12 protein-coding genes are annotated in these 17,478 nt (G+C 40.1%); 4 read left to right on the top strand and 8 right to left on the bottom strand.

Annotated elements, in window-relative coordinates; genetic code table 11:
* Positions 1–52: 52 nt before the first annotated feature.
* The 4 genes from IDJ75_RS05280 to IDJ75_RS05265 all read left to right on the top strand — a co-directional run bounded on the left by IDJ75_RS05280 (position 53) and on the right by IDJ75_RS05265 (position 2,743).
* A complete protein-coding gene (locus tag IDJ75_RS05280; RefSeq protein ID WP_191174543.1) occupies positions 53–661 on the top strand; it encodes a hypothetical protein in 609 nt (202 codons plus the stop codon).
* A 9-nt stretch (positions 662–670) separates the two neighbouring features.
* Positions 671–1,336 carry a hypothetical protein gene (locus tag IDJ75_RS05275; protein ID WP_191174542.1) on the top strand — a complete coding sequence of 222 codons (666 nt, stop codon included), beginning with the start codon at positions 671–673 and terminating at the stop codon, positions 1,334–1,336.
* Positions 1,337–1,431: 95 nt separating this feature from the next.
* Positions 1,432–2,082, top strand: a complete 651-nt coding sequence (locus tag IDJ75_RS05270) for a sensor histidine kinase (protein WP_191174541.1) — start codon at positions 1,432–1,434, stop codon at positions 2,080–2,082.
* Positions 2,083–2,089: 7 nt separating this feature from the next.
* Positions 2,090–2,743 (top strand): response regulator transcription factor, encoded by a 654-nt coding sequence (locus IDJ75_RS05265; RefSeq protein ID WP_191174540.1) that lies wholly within the window; start codon positions 2,090–2,092, stop codon positions 2,741–2,743.
* Positions 2,744–2,764: 21 nt separating this feature from the next.
* On the opposite strand, the gene IDJ75_RS05260 is transcribed toward IDJ75_RS05265, so the two are convergent.
* The 8 genes from IDJ75_RS05260 to IDJ75_RS05225 all read right to left on the bottom strand — a co-directional run bounded on the left by IDJ75_RS05260 (position 2,765) and on the right by IDJ75_RS05225 (position 17,066).
* The gene (locus IDJ75_RS05260) at positions 2,765–3,088 is read right to left on the bottom strand and encodes a hypothetical protein (protein ID WP_191174539.1); all 324 of its coding nucleotides are present in this window, start codon (positions 3,086–3,088) and stop codon (positions 2,765–2,767) included.
* Positions 3,089–3,494: 406 nt separating this feature from the next.
* On the bottom strand, positions 3,495–5,537 hold the full coding sequence (locus IDJ75_RS05255) for an alpha-amylase family protein (protein WP_191174538.1): 2,043 nt from the start codon (positions 5,535–5,537) through the stop codon (positions 3,495–3,497).
* A gap of 29 nt (positions 5,538–5,566) precedes the next feature.
* On the bottom strand, positions 5,567–7,891 hold the full coding sequence (locus tag IDJ75_RS05250) for a glycoside hydrolase family 95 protein (RefSeq protein WP_191174537.1): 2,325 nt from the start codon (positions 7,889–7,891) through the stop codon (positions 5,567–5,569).
* A 140-nt stretch (positions 7,892–8,031) separates the two neighbouring features.
* Positions 8,032–9,234, bottom strand: a complete 1,203-nt coding sequence (locus tag IDJ75_RS05245) for an SGNH/GDSL hydrolase family protein (RefSeq protein ID WP_191174536.1) — start codon at positions 9,232–9,234, stop codon at positions 8,032–8,034.
* A 98-nt stretch (positions 9,235–9,332) separates the two neighbouring features.
* Positions 9,333–10,562 (bottom strand): DUF4998 domain-containing protein, encoded by a 1,230-nt coding sequence (locus IDJ75_RS05240; protein WP_191174535.1) that lies wholly within the window; start codon positions 10,560–10,562, stop codon positions 9,333–9,335.
* 30 nt (positions 10,563–10,592) lie between these two features.
* Positions 10,593–11,837, bottom strand: a complete 1,245-nt coding sequence (locus IDJ75_RS05235) for a DUF5000 domain-containing lipoprotein (protein ID WP_191174534.1) — start codon at positions 11,835–11,837, stop codon at positions 10,593–10,595.
* Between the two features lie 37 nt (positions 11,838–11,874).
* Positions 11,875–13,785 carry a RagB/SusD family nutrient uptake outer membrane protein gene (locus IDJ75_RS05230; RefSeq protein WP_191174533.1) on the bottom strand — a complete coding sequence of 637 codons (1,911 nt, stop codon included), beginning with the start codon at positions 13,783–13,785 and terminating at the stop codon, positions 11,875–11,877.
* Between the two features lie 26 nt (positions 13,786–13,811).
* On the bottom strand, positions 13,812–17,066 hold the full coding sequence (locus IDJ75_RS05225; RefSeq protein ID WP_191174532.1) for a SusC/RagA family TonB-linked outer membrane protein: 3,255 nt from the start codon (positions 17,064–17,066) through the stop codon (positions 13,812–13,814).
* Between the last annotated feature and the right edge of the window lie 412 nt (positions 17,067–17,478).

Here is a 17,478-nt window from a genome sequence, read left to right as displayed (position 1 = left end):
GTATATCTGTTTATAAATAGTCACTTTCGGTAAACTTAATCCGTAAACTATTATGACTATTAAAAACTCCGTATTTCTATTAACCGTAACAGCTATAATCTTTAGCGCATGCCAAAACCAGCACGCTAAAGATGACACAAAAGCTGAAGCACCTAAATTAACCGCCAAGCAAGTTATTGATACCGATAGCTTAAGCTACGAACGTGCTAAACAGTATGTTAAAAATTATGAAAAACATGCCGGCACTGTTGATTCTAATTACAGCGAAGCGAATTTCACTAAGACTAAAAAGAAACCAAACACCCGTTGCATTTGGTTCAGTGCCGACAGGATATTGGCCCTTGCTCAAAAAATTAAAGATGAAGGTGGCGACGGTATCCGTTTTTACCTGGCAAGTTATGATACTGTTTATGCAGCAAAATTTAATGGCCGCAAACCACCAAGAGATTACTGGGGGTATAACACCTTGGTAATGGTATCTACTAAAGATAGCGTAAACCAGGTAGCCGAGCATTTTCACAGAGATTATTATACAAACGGAAAAGTAACGCCAAATAAGCCGGCAACAGGTTTTATATTAGGTGGCGTACCCGAAAACCGTGGCGAGATTTGCCCTCCGCCAAAAACTTGTAATACCGTAGGCGCTACGCTTATCCCATAATATGTAAGAATGATATTTATTAGCGTTAGTACAGTATCTGAATTTTTATGCTTCCTGGTTGCGTTGCTTTGCTTGTATAAAGACAAAGCCGTAGCCTGGAAGCTGTTTATCCCCTTTTTATTATTAACCTGCGTGGTTGAACTTATTGGGATATATGTTCGCGAATTTGTGCACATACCAAATTACGCTATATACAACTTTTACATACTGTTTGAATGCGTTTTTACCAGCTATTTCTTCTTCTACTTATACAAGGCATATCAATACAAATTAAAATGGTTGCTGATATGGGTAACGTTGTTTGCGGTAATGTACATCGCTGAACTGTTATACAACAATTTCGGCAATTTCGTATCAATAACTGCGTCCGTCATGTCGGTAGTATTTGTACTGGCCAGTCTCTACTTTTATTATATTAAATTAAAAGACGAACATTTTGAACCATTGGTGTTCTCGGCACCGTTTTGGTGGGTTAGCGGCACACTTTTCTTTTATTTTGGAAGCACAGTGTGTAATAACTTTTCAAAATATTTGGCTATGTATGAGATTATTGCATATAAATACTCTGTAAGATACCTGATCTTTAATTTATTAAACATCATCATGTACATTTTTTGGTCATACGCTTTCATATGCAGATATCGTCAAAGGAAATCATCTCCCTTATTGGGTTAACGTCCATTATATTTCTAATAGCGCCAACGTTCCTTATCGTGTATGTGTTATCATATAACCGCAGGAAAAAGAAGCATCAGGAGGAAACTATGTTAATGCAAAAAAATTACGAGACAGAACTGCTTAAAACACAGATGGAGGTACAGGAGCAAACACTTAAAACTGTTGCTTACGATCTGCATGATAATATAGGTCAGCTGCTTAGCCTCACTACTATTACACTTAGCTCTATAAACCTTAACGACAGCGAAAATACGGCGGGAAAAATAGCTTTGATTGAAGACCTTACCCTACGATCTATAAAAGAAGTAAAAGCCTTATCGCGCCTGTTGCATGGAGAGGAAATAGTGAGCCGCGGCTTAAAAGCAGCTATTGAATTTGAATTAGAGTGGTTAAAACGGTCTGATAAATTCCGGATAATTTTTGATCATAATGTGACCGTATATAATATTGATAGCGCCAAAGAGACCATACTGTTCAGGCTTTTTCAGGAGATAATTAACAATATTATACAGCATGCTAAAGCAACAGAAATAAATATTAATTTACAAACAATAACCGATAGTTTAAGGCTTACGATAAGTGACGATGGAATAGGTTTTAATGTTGATGAAATATTAAACCGTAAGGCGGGAATGGGCTTACACAACATCATGAAAAGAAGCGCCATGATAAATGGCACAGCTTCCATTATTTCAACGCCATTAAAGGGCGCTACTATAACTATAAATGTCCCGTACAAATAATTCCCCCATGTATACCGAAAAAGTAAATATTGCCATTGTTGATGATCACACCCTGTTTCGTCAGGGATTGGCGCACCTGCTAACCGAATCTAACGAAATAAACGTTTTGTTTGATGCTGATAACGGCGCGGATATGATTAAAAAACTCCCCCTCCACCCCCTGCCGGATGTTATACTAATGGATATAACCATGCCAGTTATGGATGGTTATGAAAGCACCAAATGGATCAAAGCAAACCACCCCGGTATTAATGTTTTGGCATTAAGCATGTTTGAAGAAGATAAGCCTATTATAGGCATGCTTAAAAGTGGCGCGGGTGGTTATATGCTTAAACAATCAAAAGCCGGCGACCTGGTAAGCGCTATTAAAGGTATTGCCAAGCAATCAATTTATATAAACGAGCTGGTATCCGGCAAGTTATTACGCAACATACAGAATAACCAACCGGTAAAAAACACACCTATTGGATTAAACCCTAACGAATTAAAGTTTTTGGAGTTATGCTGCTCTGATCTCACCTATAAGCAAATTGCTGATATGATGAACCTAAGCCCACATACCATCGACAATTACCGCGAGGCGCTGTTCCAAAAATTCGAGGTAAAATCAAGAACAGGCCTGGTTATATCAGCACTAAAGAATGAACTGATAAAGATATAACCCCGGTAAAATAATTAAATATTAAACAGTTGGCTCTGCAGGTTTTTTTTTGGCAACCACTTCGTCAACTGTTTTTATTTTTGGTGTTGCTTTAGGCGCAACTTTGGGTAATTCAGCAACCTTTGATTTATTTTCAGTTTTAACCAAAACGGCTTCTACCTTAATATCTTTAGCCAGTTTTTTGGCCAGTTTTTTCGCTTCTTTAACAATCTTTTTTTCAAGCTTTTTAGAGACTTCACCAAATTTTTCGGTAATTTCCTTTAGTTGTGATACCAGGCTTAACTGGATAGCCTTCTGAGCGTTTTTCTTAGCTTCTTTAATAAGCGGTTTAAGTTTATTTTTCATGTATCAGTATAATAATATATGCAAAAGTATGCCTTGGTAAGGTTAATTCAATATTATCATTATGTTAACCAATGTTAATATGCTTAACATTGTGTGTATAACAAACTTTTATTTTGTTACTGACTCATTATAGGTATGATTGTTCTCATTTGGCACTACGCAGACAGCAATAACAAATTAGCAATTATTTTATTGGATAAAAACGAACTTACCACTGGTAATGCCACCTCCAATCCCGGCATCTGTTCGGCATTACTGCTCCAGTTGATGCGGGATATTTTATCAAGAAAAGTACACCATGTTTTTTTCGCTTGCTGTACAGTTATATTTTGGTAATATACTACAGGACAAAATATAGCTTATATAAGCACAAATCAAAACACCACACTATATACAAGTCTTTTCACTATCTATTTATTGTAAACTTATACAATACCGCATCTGCCCCGTCAAGCTTAAACTTCAGGCTACCATCATTCCGGATATCGTTATCCTGCAATAATTCCTTTACGTTAAACAATTTGTTAATATCAATCCCTAATCGCTGTGCAGATATGTCGAAGTTTTTGCTATCCCTCCCGTAATTGAATGCAGCTACATAAAAAACATTGCCTATTTGTTGAGTAAATACCTCTGAAGCATTTGTACCTGTGTTACCATCAAGCGGTTTAAATGCTTTACCATTTTTAACAAGTTTTATCAATTCAGGATTTTGATAGTACTTTTTAACACGAGCTATCCATTGTCCGTTTACTGAAAAATCATCTCCGGATAGCCATGTACCTGTAACAAGCCCCGATAGCAGCCTTGCACGGTTTGCACCGATGCTTTCGTCGTTAAATACGATGTGGTCGGCATCTATATAATTGTACAAATATGTTTGCCACCAACCATATGTTAGGCTATTTAGTGTATACTGCGTATTATCGATAGATTTGAACGCATCGCATGCTATGCGCCTCATGTGTACGTATCTGCCGGTTGCCATGCTTGGCGATATGGCTGCATATAATAGCATTTGCCCCCCCAGTTGGTCTACCAGATACTGCATACCTTTACGGTAAGCTTGCATACCCGTTTTAACAGTAGGGTTGTAAAATGAATTGCCCTCGGATGCGGCATGGCCAAGAAAATCTATCTTGATCATTTTAAACCCGCAGCTTTTAAGTTTACCAATAACGTACGCAATGCGTTTTTGCGTACCGGGATGTGTTGGGTCAATAGCCCGGGCGCCATCAATATCATTATACCCATTACCAATTTTTGTCCACATGTCGCCAAAAGTGTAATTGCTGCCATCCGCCGTACGGTTTGGTCCGCCGTTATGTCCCCAATCTGTAAATGGCGCCCAGTATACACCGGGTTGTAAACCTTTGGCTTTACAATAATCGGCAAAGGCTTTTAATTTGCTGTAATCACCATTGCTTACAAGGTTATCCCAATACGAATCAAGATCGATATACGCAGTATTACCTGTACGGAATGCGGGGATGCTATCGGCAAAAAAATCAGCTACTTTGGTAACTTTCTCATAGGTTAATTTCTCTTGTATTACCCCCCAGCTATTCCAGCCCACGGGCGTTTGTTTATCCCAGTTAAAAACATACGGTGGTTCGGCAATGCGGTTTGCTTTGGCGTAATTTTCCATCCCGTTACGCCAATCGTTAAAGTAGCCTACAAATATTTTTGGCGATGTAATAGTATTGCCGCAGATGGTGCCATGTTCAATTTTATCTCGGGTTACCGCCTCGGCGGTATAGCCCCCCCAAACCCTAATTTGATTTAATGGCTGTTGAGCCTCCATATCAACCCCGGTTTTCCAAACACCGTGCTCAACCGAGCCGACTACTATACCGGCCCTGGTTTGTTCAGAAAACACCGTTCCAACTTCTGAGCTTACCCCTGTAGCAACTTTAAATGGCTTTGAATTATAACTGATGAAAGTGTCGTTATCAAAAGGCACGAACAATGAGCGTATATCGCCCCCTTTTATAGCGTCAAACTGCCCGTTAACCGGCGCCATATAATTACTTTTTAATTGATTGCCTGTAAATGTAATTTCAGTTAAAAAGTAGTTTTTGCCAGTATAAGTATAAAAAACCTGTTTCATTTGCGACAGGCCGCTACCCGTTAAAATTATGGTGTATTTAACCCCCTTACCAAAACCATCCTTTATGGCAAGCTTTGTGTATTTTCTTAATTTATAATTTTCAGAGCTGAGCGTATCCGTATTAACCTTTGCAATTGATGCGATATTTATTAATATACTTATACCACTGTGATAAACGTTATATGTACCAGTTTTTAAATTGTATTTGATGCTGTAGTTTTGCCCATAAGGAATATTTACTATGCCCGAGTTTGGCGGTTTAACACCTGCACTAACAGGACATATAAAGGCAAGCGAAAATAGGATACACAGGAAGTACCCGGTATTTTTTTTAAACATAAGATTAGGGTTAATTGATTTTATGCTGATTATGCTTTTACAGTATGGTAAGTTTTGATAACGCCATTAATTTTAACTTTAACTTTCCGGGGGCGGGAAGAGATTATCCGACAATTAATCACCTTCCCGTTTTTCCAACTAAAATCTACCATATAATTCCCCCGGGCTTTCACACCTTTTACTTCACCTGTTGCCATCCAGCTATCGGGTATTGCCGGCAAGAGCTCAATAAAACCTGCGTGGCTTTGTATAAGCATTTCGGCGATACCAGCTGTGGTACCAAAATTACCGTCAATTTGGAAGGGCGGCCCTGCCGAAAGCAAGTTTGGATATATGCCACCACCTGCACCGTAATTAATATCGGTTTTAAGGGTTGGCTTCATAATCTCGGTAAATAACTTATAGGCTCGATTACCATCGTGCAGGCGCGCCCAAAATAACAGCTTGTATGCTATAGACCAGCTCGGCCCGTCGTCGCCCCTAACCTCCAATGTTTTTTTACTTGCTTCGGCCAGCGCCGGCGTTGCATCTGGTGTAATTAATGATGCCGGATATAAACCATATAAATGAGATATATGCCTGTGCTGCGGCTCGGTTTCTTTGTAATCTTCCAGCCATTCCATAATGCGTCCGTCCTTGCTTATTTGCCCTGCGGGAGGCAATTGTTTCAATTTTGCTGCAAGATCCTTTCTCAAGGCCTCATCTTTACCTAACAATTTAGATGCTGTAATTACATTATTAAATAACTCCCTGATAATCTGGTTATCTATGGTTGGAGCAACGCATATACTAGCTGTTTTACCATTTGGCAAATAAAAACTGTTTTCGGGCGATGAGGAGGGTGATGTTACTAAAAAGCCTGTTTTGGCATCGTGTATAAGCATACTACTATAAAACTGCGCAGAGCCTTTTAATATGGGATATATATCGCGCAGGTAAGCTTTATCTTCCGAAAAAGCATAATGCTCCCATAGGTTGTTACATAACCACCCCGAACCAGATTTGGTTACACCCCATGATGCGCTTTCGCCGGGTTCTGTAAACCCCCAAACATTGGTTATAACGTGTGCAACCCATCCATCAGCATTGTAATATGCTTTAGCGGTGCGCTCGCCGGGTTTTATCATTCCCTTTACCAGTTGAGCCAGCGGAAGGTTCAGTTCAGATAAATTTGACACCTCAACCGGCCAGTGATTCATCTGCACATTCACATCAAGATGGTAATCGCTGTTCCATGGGGTGTTTACCTGGTTAGCCCATAAGCCCTGCAAATTAGGCGGTAATAAACCAACACGTGTACTGCTGATGGTTAGATAACGCCCATACTGGTAAAATAAAACGGGTAAAAGCTTATCGGCATTTGGGTTTTTATGAAAGCTGATCAGGCGTTGGTCTGTAGGCTCATCTGCTGCTGTGCCTGTGCCTAAATCTACCGTAACCCTTTTAAATAACTTTTGATATTTAGTTATATGGGATGCACGTTCTTGCGCATATGGAGTTTTTAAAGCACCATTTAGCGCAGCATCAACATTTCTCTTATAGTCAGCACCTCTAAAATCTGTATTCGCCGATACGTAAATGACAACCTCCGTAGCGTTTTTAACAACCAACTTGTTATCATCGTGGGTTAGCGTACCTCCTGTTAACTGTGTTTTAACTTTGGCGAGATACTGCATACCGCCGTTTGCTGTACCGCTAATCATTTGGCCATACATTTGCATTTCACCATCCTTTTGGACGGTTACAGACCTTTCAGGGCGGGATAAAGCAATTGTAAAATTCAGTTGCCCGGGTTTATCGGCAGATAGTTTAACAATACTTACATCATTATTAAAACTGGTAAAGTACTCGCGCTTGTAAGTGACATTGCTTAGTTTGAATGTGCAGGTAGCAATGGCATTATCCAGCGAAAGCTGGCGATTGTAATCAGAATACTCCTCATCATTAGTATAATTGAATTTTATTTTCAGATCGCCAAGTACCTGGTACTTACCAAATGGCTCACTACCAGAGCCCTTGCCTGTGCAAATAAAGTTTTTATCAACCAGTTGCTGTGCTTCGTCATTTTTTCCTTCGGCAAGTAATCTTCTTATTTCGGGCAAACTTTTATATGCCGCGTAATTATTTGCATCCTGCGGTGCGCCCGACCATAAAGTTATATCATTCAGCACAATATGCTCTTCCTTTATACCACCATCGGGCATCATTCCTAAATGTCCGTTACCCAGGGGCAGGGTTTCTTCCCAAAGGGTTGCCGGTTTGGTATACCACAACCTTAACGGTGTATTTTGTGCATAAGTAACAGATGTTGTAAAACAGAAAATAATAAACAGGTAGAAGTTTTTTTTCATCATGATTAAGATATGTCCAATGGGTAGTTAAAATACACTTGGTAAACAGGTTAATTTCAACAATTGGTGAAATACTAATTGGTTGGCTAAAAATAAATGCTCACATGCTGCTTTAAAATGGACAAATCCAGCAAATGAATGGATTATTCGTTCCTCAGAAAATAAACAATACGACAGGCGTTCCCCTTACTATTTATGTTATGATGATCGGCTATTTTTAATTTTAGCACATGTTTGCCCCTGTGCAGGTTACCACTAAATAAAATATACCATGGTAAATGCAACGAATTGCTCCATGGAGTAAATAAATCGATCTCTTGATATGGCCTGTTATCAATTGAATAGGATACAGTACCTGCATCGCCGCCTGATACAATCCCCATGCCTATGGCTGTACCTGTAAATGGCAATGTTAGTTCCGCGCCGGGGGTGTCTGTTATTAGCATAGGTACGTTTACAAAACCGGGGCGTGTACCTAAACCATCGGCTGGCGACCAAGCAGGGTTTAAAACCCATTTGCCATTAAGCTTAGCAGTGGTTATGTTTTGATAATTTCCTGTAGCAAAGCTCCATTTATTTAACATTTTGGGGAATTTTTTGTGGTTTGGTGCTGTAAATTGCTGTTTATCTAATTTTTGTATTAAACTTTTAATATTAGCAAAGTACAACTCCTGGCCAAAGGGTGACGGGTGCAGGTCTTTAAAATCATTATCCCAACTAAACTCCTTGTTTTTTATTTTATCATAAACCTCTTTAGCAAGGTTGATAGACGGAAGATTATAATGCTTTGCTACCAATTCATGATTGGTTACTTCTACAGGTATTTTACCTTTAGCATAATCACTGTTTTTATCCGGGTCTGCAAACGACATCATCACAATATCTATTAACGGGTTAATACGTTTTGCATGCCTTACAATACCTTCCAGATCACGCAGTTGCGTGAGGCTATCGGTGCCATTTACACGATCATTCACCGCGGCTTCTATAAACAACAAGTCTATTCTTCCGGAATCGAGCACATCTCGTTTTAAACGAAAGGCATGTGGCAAGCTGCCTAATGATGGTATACCCGCCATAATAAACCTGAACTTTGTATCGGGGAAGCGCTCATTTAAATAGGCGGTCACCTTATTGCGCCAGCCTGGGTTATAGGTTATAGACCCACCTAAAAAGGCAACTGTAGCACTTTTATTCTTTTTTACAGCATACATAAAATTATTTGCTCCTCCCCTGATTTTATAATAGTTACTATATGGAAGCGCGTTGGCAACAGCAACCGGCTGCGCCTTAACAGAGAAAAACAAGCAAGCAGTAAAAGCTAAAACAAAAAGATATTTGATCATAATGAAGATTTGCCTAAAACAAATAAATGCATTAATCAAATAAACCATCCTTATATAAGGATGGTTTATTTGATTAAGATATAGTTTGACGGGTACTTTTAGTTAAGTACATCATTCCAGAAAGTCATTTCGCTCATATTGCTGTAATAACTATCGCCAGTGGTTACATGTTTAACCCTGATACGGATGTATCTTACCGGTGGTAAGCCAGCATCAAAATTAATTTTCAAGGCAGCCTGTCCGTCATCTGTACGTTTTACTTCTTTTAAAAGCGTCCAGCCTTTGGCTTGCATTTCTGCCGGCCAGCCGCCATCATTTGGCGATAAATTGGTTGCAGCGTTGGTAATATCTGCAATACCCCATATCTCAAAGTCATCCGGGTTATTGCAGCAGTTACGGCCGGTTTCTTCTACGCTGGTTAGTTTTTTATAAACTGCACCCATGTCAAATGTTATGGTGTGGGGTAAATGGTGATCGCCATCGCTATGGAAAATATTCGGATAACCTTGAGGACCAACACTGCCATCCCAAAGTTTGCTTACACTGGTACCAGATTCATAAGTACCGGCATCACCGGGTAACTTATTCTCTCTAAATAATGATTTAGCGCATTGGGTAATACCTGTAATTTCAGGAAATACTGAAGGCTGGTCAACATAAAAGGTATCTATTGCGCCCCTTACCGGTACATATCCAGAACTAAAGGTTACCGGCGCTCCCGATCTATAATCGGTAAGCGTAATACCATTACTATCAGGCTGTAGCATCTTTTCTGTTTCTATACCTGCCCTGTTAGTATATTTAATAATGGTTGATACATTAATAGAAAGGGTATCAACCTGTAAAAAGTTAAGCCTTACATTACCATTGGCACTAACTGTTGACGGATTGGCTGCATTGTAAACCCGATTTGTTAAACCACTTTTATATACAGGCCCGTAAACCTTTACATTATTGATATCCAATGGGATAGAACGATTACCTTTTGCATCATATGAGAATATTGTGAAAGAATAAATATACTCGTTGAGGTTTGGGATGATGGCAGTAATAGAATCGGCCGTATTATGGTTTGTTGAATTAACCACCAATGAATCGGTTTTATTATTCCAGTAAATAACATACCTGTTAATGCTTGGATCTGGGCTTGGGTTCCAAACTAAAGCAGTACGCAGGTTACCCGCCTTTGAGTGCGGCTTTATTACCACCCCGGGGTAGGTAATTTCTTTATCTCCAAGGAATTTCTTAAAATCTGTATCCTTTTTCTCGCAGCTTAAAAAGCCGATACTGATGATTGAGAACAGACAAATGCGAAAAAGATTTTTCATAATTTATGTCTTTAAATTATTGATCAAATATTATTGTGGCTTTCCATAAACCGATACTTCCATTAAGTGGGCTGCATCACCACGGCCCCAAGTATCGTGCACTAACAAACGCAGATACTTAACAGCCGGCGCTGTTGGCGGCACAAGGAAGTCGACACCTGCTTTTACAAAGGCTTCGTCGGCAGAGTTGGTAAAGCCCGGTGTTAAGCCTGACGGGGGGTTAGGATAACGATAATTACCCAGGTTCACCCAATCGCCGATTACAGTACCAGCCGGTGCAGATTGAGGAAGAACAACATCAGCCGGCGAATCTGAATTTGAACCCCACCATGTGAAGTTTTTGGGGTTACCATGAAAAAACGCATACTCCAACGGGCGTTCATAAATTTTTATACGACTTATTTGCGCACTTACGCCGATACCAAAAGTACATTGCATTGGTTTACCTGTACCTGGCTGAGTATGCCAACCGTTTGAGTACCCATCAATTTTACCATCCCATAAATAAGGCAGTTCCCAACCATAACCAATCTGGCTATCACTTGGTTGTTTATAAACCGAGAACTTGGTTTTATCCAATTCTGTTTCAAAAAGTGGGGTAAGATTAACCAACGTGGTATCCGATATATTTCCAAATTTGTCTGTAACATATACACCAAACTTTCTTTCAACAGCTGGGAAACCTCTAACCGAGTAATTAATGGTATCGCTATTAGTATAGTGTTGGTCACTTACTTCAAGTTGCTCTGTAGAGTTATCCATTGCGATCAGTATCATACCCACCTCTTTTTTAAATGGGTTTAATGCCTGTATATTAACGCCGCCAAAATCTTTGGTGATATTAATTGTGGGTTTAACAAGTTTATAATATGGCACATTCGGATGTACAGTTACTGTAACCGGATCTGACGACACATTGGCGCGGCTAACAGTATATAATGTTACAGTATAATCTTTATCGGTAGCAAAACCATCAACCTTAACAGTATCTGTATAATAACTTGATTTGGTTTCCCTTGCCGTTTTATCGTTGATATTATATTTTGCAAGTACATACAAAATATTATCAGAGTTAGGCAAGTCATACGTAATATTGGCACTACCATGCAGGTTCTCTACTTTTATGTTGGTTACAACTGCCGGTTTTGTTTTATCAGTAGATATTGGCCCTTTGTTATAACCCTCGTTCTTTTTACAAGCCGCCAGGAAACAAATAAAAGCTAATATCTGCAGGCTAAACAATGCCTTTGCGGAATATTTATTTATCATTTTCATAATTAATTTCTTTTTAGGTTTCATCACACACTATATTCTACCAGTATGGGTTTTGCACCAGGTTGCCGTTAACAATAAGGCTATTATCTTTTATTGGCCACAAATAATTACGCAAACCAAATATGGCGGTAAATACGGTGCGTGGTTGATAATAGTTAGCTGGTTTATTTTCATAAACATTCCATCCCTGCATTGGCGTACTTAATACAATTTGTAGCTCTTTCCACCTGCGCAAGTCCCAGCCTGACTGGCCTTCAAAGCATAGCTCTAACCGTCTCTCCTGGTGGATGATCTGTCGCAGGCCTTCTTTGGACCCGAATTTTCCCGGATTTTTCGAATAGTCTGTCCATGATTCAACTACGCCTTTAAGGCCCGCCCTTGCCCTTACTTTATCTATATACAGGTAGGCCTCGGCTGTTGGGCCGTTGGCTTCATTTAAAGCTTCGGCATATAAAAGATATAACCCCGCAAGGCGTATCATAGGTAAACGGTAACTAATTTCCTGGAAACCATCATCATAAACTGATTGATAATTAACCAATTTTTTTGGCCAATAACCGGTAATATTTAATGTATTAACATCTTTAGGCCCGGCAAATGATTCTATACCCCTGGCCCAAACATGATACATATCATTGAGGTTTGTTTTACCATTACCAAACCAAATACCGCCATCAAAACCAAGATTCGCATAAAAACGAGGCTCGCGGTTAAAATGCTCCTTAACGGTTACCGAATCTTTAGCGATATAAAAACGATTTGCGTCGTCGCCCGTTTTTAGGCTATAGCGGCCCGGATAATCAAAGGTTTTGTCCTCATTTATCGGCACACCTTTATCAGAGTAAAAAAGCTCCTGGATTGACATGGGCACCGCGAAGGTTGATGGGTTAGAAAAAATATTTACAACACCTTTTTGTGTTAAACGAGGTGTTGCATACCCCTGCCATGAAAAGGTTGGGTTTAACGCCCAGATCAGTTCGCTGTTCTGCTCCCATTTTTCGGTAACTGCTCCCTGCAAGGTTAAAACCGTACGTAATGAATCTGGCAGCACCCTGATGCTTGCTGGCGGGATAAAGGTGTATAACTTTAAACCACTTGCCTCGCAGGCATCAATCGCTTCTTTACAAGCTATTGCTGCCCTCTGCCATTTTGCAGGGTCATAAGCTGCAGGGAAAAGTTTTTGTCCGTCTTTATTCTGGGTACTTGTATAATCGGGGTTACCATTAAACAACGGGCTTGCCGCCGTCATTAATACATCGGCCTTAACTGATAGAGCTATGTTACGGGTAATGCGGCCCAACTCTTTTGCCTGGTTATCAATAACCGGTGGCAGGTCTGGTGCGGCTTCGTCCAATAACGATACGATGTAGTTAAAAACAGAGTCAACCGGTGCCCGCTTAACCTTTATCTCTTCGGTTGAAGCAGTGATATCCAAATTGGTTTTAATTAACGGGATCGGCCCATATAAACGTGCAAGATAAAAGTGATAATAGGCCTTTAAAAACTTGGTTTCTGCTATCCATCTCTTTTTTTCACCTTCACCTAAATCAACCGGCTTGTTAATATTTTCCAGCATGGTATTACATCTCCTGATAGAGCGGAATACCGCCTGCCCGCTATTTTCGCCATCCCAATAATTTAACCCGGGCTGCGAACTGTTTTGCGATCCACGAAGTAAGTTAAACCCCGTTTCATCGATAGGGTGCTTGGTTAAATTGTTTGGATAAATGATCTCTCCTGACGTTGTAAACCCTGCGTTAGTTGTAGCATTGGCAAACTGTTGTAAGGTAGCATAACAGGTAAACAGATAATTTTCTGTTTCATTACGGTTTCTGAAAGCATACTCAAGCGTACCGGTATTATCCGGCGCCAGGTCCAGGTACTTTTTACAGGATACGCCCGATAGCACTACTACTACCACGCATATAAACTGAGCTATTTTTTTCATATAACTGATATATAAATCCTTGTGTATTATAAATTGACGTTAAGGCCTACGTTAAATACCTTTTGTATTGGGTAAGCAAAACCATTACCCCCAATTTCCGGGTCCCACAATTTGAACGGGCTCCAGGTATATAAATTTAACCCGTTAAAGTAGATACGAAGCTTGCTCATTTTCCATTTTTTGGTAATACGAGCAGGAATAGTGTAACCTAACTCTATTGATTTTAAGCGCAGGAAGCTACCATCGCGCATCCACCAGGTACTATTTTGCCTGTTGTTTTCAATCTGGTTACCGTTTACGCCCAACCTTGGATATTGCGCATATAAATTTTGGTTATCTTCAGACCAATGATCGTCTGCAAATGCCTTGAGTAGTTGTGTGTTGCCGCTTGCATAAGCGCCATCAGGGCTTTGTATGAAAGGGCTGGTTCGGCTTGCATCTATAAAGAAGCTAACCTGTGCCTGGCCTTGGAAAAAGGCTGAAAGATCAAACCCCTTATAACCACTTGATACGCCATAACCATATACAATTTGAGGCACTGTTGGGTACCCGATAAAAGTAAGGTCGGCAGCATCTATTTTGCCGTCATTATTTAAATCGCGGTATTTAATATCACCACCTTTAGGTGCAATACCATTGGTTGAGAATATTTGGCTTGGCGAGTTTAGGGCCTCGTTATCATCAACAAACAAGCGCTCCGCTATGTACCCTACAGCACGGTTAATAGATTGGCCTGTTTGATAACGGTAAGCTTCGGCATATTCAGGTTCTTCGTATTTGCTGTATTTACTTGTAGCGATAGTTAAGTTACCCCTTGCCTGGATAAAGCCGGTTGTACCAATTTGTGTTTTATAATCCATCTGCAGGTCGATACCTTTAGACTCGGCTTCACCAAAGTTGGCGCTTACATTAGCCTCTAAACCCATAGTGGTAGGTATTGAAGACCGGTTTTGTAAGATATTAGTACGATGGTATTTGTACACCTCGGCCACTATGTTCAGGTTTTTAAACATGGTAAGTTCCATACCTAAGTTTAATTGCCTTGAGGTTTCCCAGGTGATATCAGAGTTAGCATAGTTATTAACCGTAACACCATTACGGCCATAACCGTTATTAGTACCAAAATATGCTGGGTTACCACCGTTCAGGTTAACGTCAGACAGATAGAAGAACCTTTGCTCCCCTATCTGGTCGTTACCTACTGTACCGTAGCTGGCCCTTAATTTCATCCGGTTTACAACATCATATATACCGTCTTTCCAGAATTTTTCGTCAGATACGATCCATGAACCGCCAATGGTTGGGAAGAAACCGAACCTGTGGTTGGCCGAAAAACGCTCGGTACCATTGTAACCAAAGTTAAATTCTAAAAAATACCGGCCTTTATAAGAGTAAGTTGCACGGCCTGCCACGGTAAGGTTACGATAAGGTAATGATTTAAATAATGTTTCCTGGTTACCGTATAGCGTTTGTTGCTGTGTACCTATTAATGAACTGCTGATGTTATGATCGCCAAGGCGTTTGCTGTAATCTAACACACCCTGAAAAAACAAGTAAGTATTGGCTTGTGTAGTATTGGGGTTACGGTAGTAATTAAGATATTCGGTGGCCTGGCCGGGTTGAGAGTTTAACCACGATAGAACGTACGTATTATTTGCTTTATCATAGCTACCAATGTTATAATAAAAAGGCGAGTAACCCATTGATGATTCAAAATACGAATACCTGTTGGTATGGAACAATCCGTGGAAATTTAAACCATTGGTTACCGCGTCAAGATTTTGGTTTAGCTCCAACTGTGCCGATACGCGCGATTGTGAAAAGTTTTTATGCCCTCTTAATAGTGCAGCATAAGGGTTTAAATACGCAACTGTATTTGCCCCTCCCGGGTCAGGAGAATTACCAAACAGGATATGCTGGGTATTCTGATTTGCCAAATCTGCCGGGTAATATGCTGGAAACAACACCGGGCTGGTGTGCATGGCTATATTATACAAATCGGTAGAGAAAGAAGCATCAGAGGTTAACGGGCCATTATATTCGTTAAAGGTACCCACAAGCCTTACAATCATCTCTGTAGATTTTGTAAGGTTGATATTAATATTAGAGCGTAACTGATAGTTACGGAAGTTTACGTTGTTATTGTTATTGTTCTTTATGTCTTCACGTAAAATGCCATGGTCAATATTATATGACCCTGATACATAATAGCGTGCTACACCGCCGCCGCCGCTTACGCTCATATCGGCCCTTTGGGTGTTAGTGCGGTCTTTAAATAAAGTTTTCAACCAATCTACCGCGGGGTAAACATAAGGGTTGCTACCCGGTGCGTTTGCAACAGTGGCTTGCCTGTTAATAATATCGTTTGGTGTAAAGGGCAGCGGACTCAAGGGGTCGCGTGTGCGGGTTGCTTCGTTAAACAGGCGCATATAGGTGATAGGATCTGCCAATTCAAGGTTTTTAACCGATTGCGAAATCGAATTCTCTACACGTACATTTATTTGTGGTTTGCCTACTTTACCCTCTTTTGTAGTAACTAATATAACACCATTTGCCCCCCTTGCACCGTATAAAGCGGTAGCACTTGCATCTTTTAATATAGAGAAGCTTGCTATATCATCAACCTGCAAACGGGCAAGATCAGAGGTTGAGAGTTCAACGTTATCAATTAAAATAAGCGGATCTTTTTTGTAGCCGAAAGTTGTAACCCCCCTGATAAAGAAAGATGAGTTATCAAGGCCTGGCTGGCCGCTTGGCTGGTAAGCAATTACACCTGCAACCTGCCCCGCCAAAGCGTTGGTAAGGTTACTCGCCGGTATTTTTAAATCGCCGGGGGTAATAGTGGTTACTGACCCAACAACGGCTTCTTTACGTTGTTTACGGCCATAGGCGGTAATTACAACATCGTTAAATTCGTTTTTAGTAACCTTCATTACAATGTTATAACTCCGGGTATCTGCTAATACCGTAAAGGAGGTTTCCCTGTAACCTACATAAGTTACCCTAAAAACTGTACCCACTTCGGCATCAATAACAAACTTTCCGTTAACATCGGTTGCTGTGCTTACGTTTTTGCGGTTGGTAGCCGATATATTGGCGCCAATAATACTTGTGCCTGTGGTATCTGCCACAACGCCCGTAATAGTCACTTTACTTTGCGCATAGGTTTTGGTGCTGGTTATAGCACATAATATCAGGATACAATACAATGTACAGGCAACTTTACCAAGCGCAATTTGGGGTAGCCTAAAGCTGTTTATGCGTTCGTAAAATGGTTTCATAAATTTTTATCATAATTTGGTTTTATAGTACTTGGTTCATTAAAATAATTGCATTGTATGTTTTGGGATAGGTCACAATCTCATGGAACATTTCCGACTGAAATGGCACAGCAATACAACCCTGCAAGGCATTAGCTTACAGTAAATAATTACGGGTTTATTAAAATTCTGTACAATCCGATGATTGTGCAGCAAATTTAAATCCTATATCCCATGGTAAATATTGTGGCTTTTGGAAGTAGCAGCGCCCGACCCGGCGGATGCCATAAAACCGCACAAGGCGTATTTATTACCTGTTTTTTGTAAAAGTGTTCCATAATTATAAGAATTGGTTAATTGGTTCGATAAATTTAAACGCTTAAAAACTGCTTTAAAATGGATAAAGCTTTAAAGGTGATGGACTATTATATTA

The organism is Mucilaginibacter rigui, from assembly GCF_014773275.1.
Classification (GTDB): Bacteria; Bacteroidota; Bacteroidia; order Sphingobacteriales; family Sphingobacteriaceae; genus Mucilaginibacter; species Mucilaginibacter rigui_A.
This window is presented reverse-complemented; position numbering and strand designations above follow the sequence as displayed.

Bases quoted from the DNA above. Each gene is read 5' to 3' on its own strand.
- IDJ75_RS05240 (WP_191174535.1), bottom strand. From the start codon at position 10,562: ATGAAAAATCTTTTTCGCATTTGTCTGTTCTCAATCATCAGTATCGGC.
- IDJ75_RS05245 (WP_191174536.1), bottom strand. From the start codon at position 9,234: ATGATCAAATATCTTTTTGTTTTAGCTTTTACTGCTTGCTTGTTTTTC.
- IDJ75_RS05230 (WP_191174533.1), bottom strand. From the start codon at position 13,785: ATGAAAAAAATAGCTCAGTTTATATGCGTGGTAGTAGTAGTGCTATCG.
- IDJ75_RS05225 (WP_191174532.1), bottom strand. From the start codon at position 17,066: ATGAAACCATTTTACGAACGCATAAACAGCTTTAGGCTACCCCAAATT.
- IDJ75_RS05255 (WP_191174538.1), bottom strand. From the start codon at position 5,537: ATGTTTAAAAAAAATACCGGGTACTTCCTGTGTATCCTATTTTCGCTT.
- IDJ75_RS05280 (WP_191174543.1), top strand. From the start codon at position 53: ATGACTATTAAAAACTCCGTATTTCTATTAACCGTAACAGCTATAATC.
- IDJ75_RS05250 (WP_191174537.1), bottom strand. From the start codon at position 7,891: ATGATGAAAAAAAACTTCTACCTGTTTATTATTTTCTGTTTTACAACA.
- IDJ75_RS05275 (WP_191174542.1), top strand. From the start codon at position 671: ATGATATTTATTAGCGTTAGTACAGTATCTGAATTTTTATGCTTCCTG.
- IDJ75_RS05265 (WP_191174540.1), top strand. From the start codon at position 2,090: ATGTATACCGAAAAAGTAAATATTGCCATTGTTGATGATCACACCCTG.
- IDJ75_RS05260 (WP_191174539.1), bottom strand. From the start codon at position 3,088: ATGAAAAATAAACTTAAACCGCTTATTAAAGAAGCTAAGAAAAACGCT.
- IDJ75_RS05270 (WP_191174541.1), top strand. From the start codon at position 1,432: ATGCAAAAAAATTACGAGACAGAACTGCTTAAAACACAGATGGAGGTA.
- IDJ75_RS05235 (WP_191174534.1), bottom strand. From the start codon at position 11,837: ATGAAAATGATAAATAAATATTCCGCAAAGGCATTGTTTAGCCTGCAG.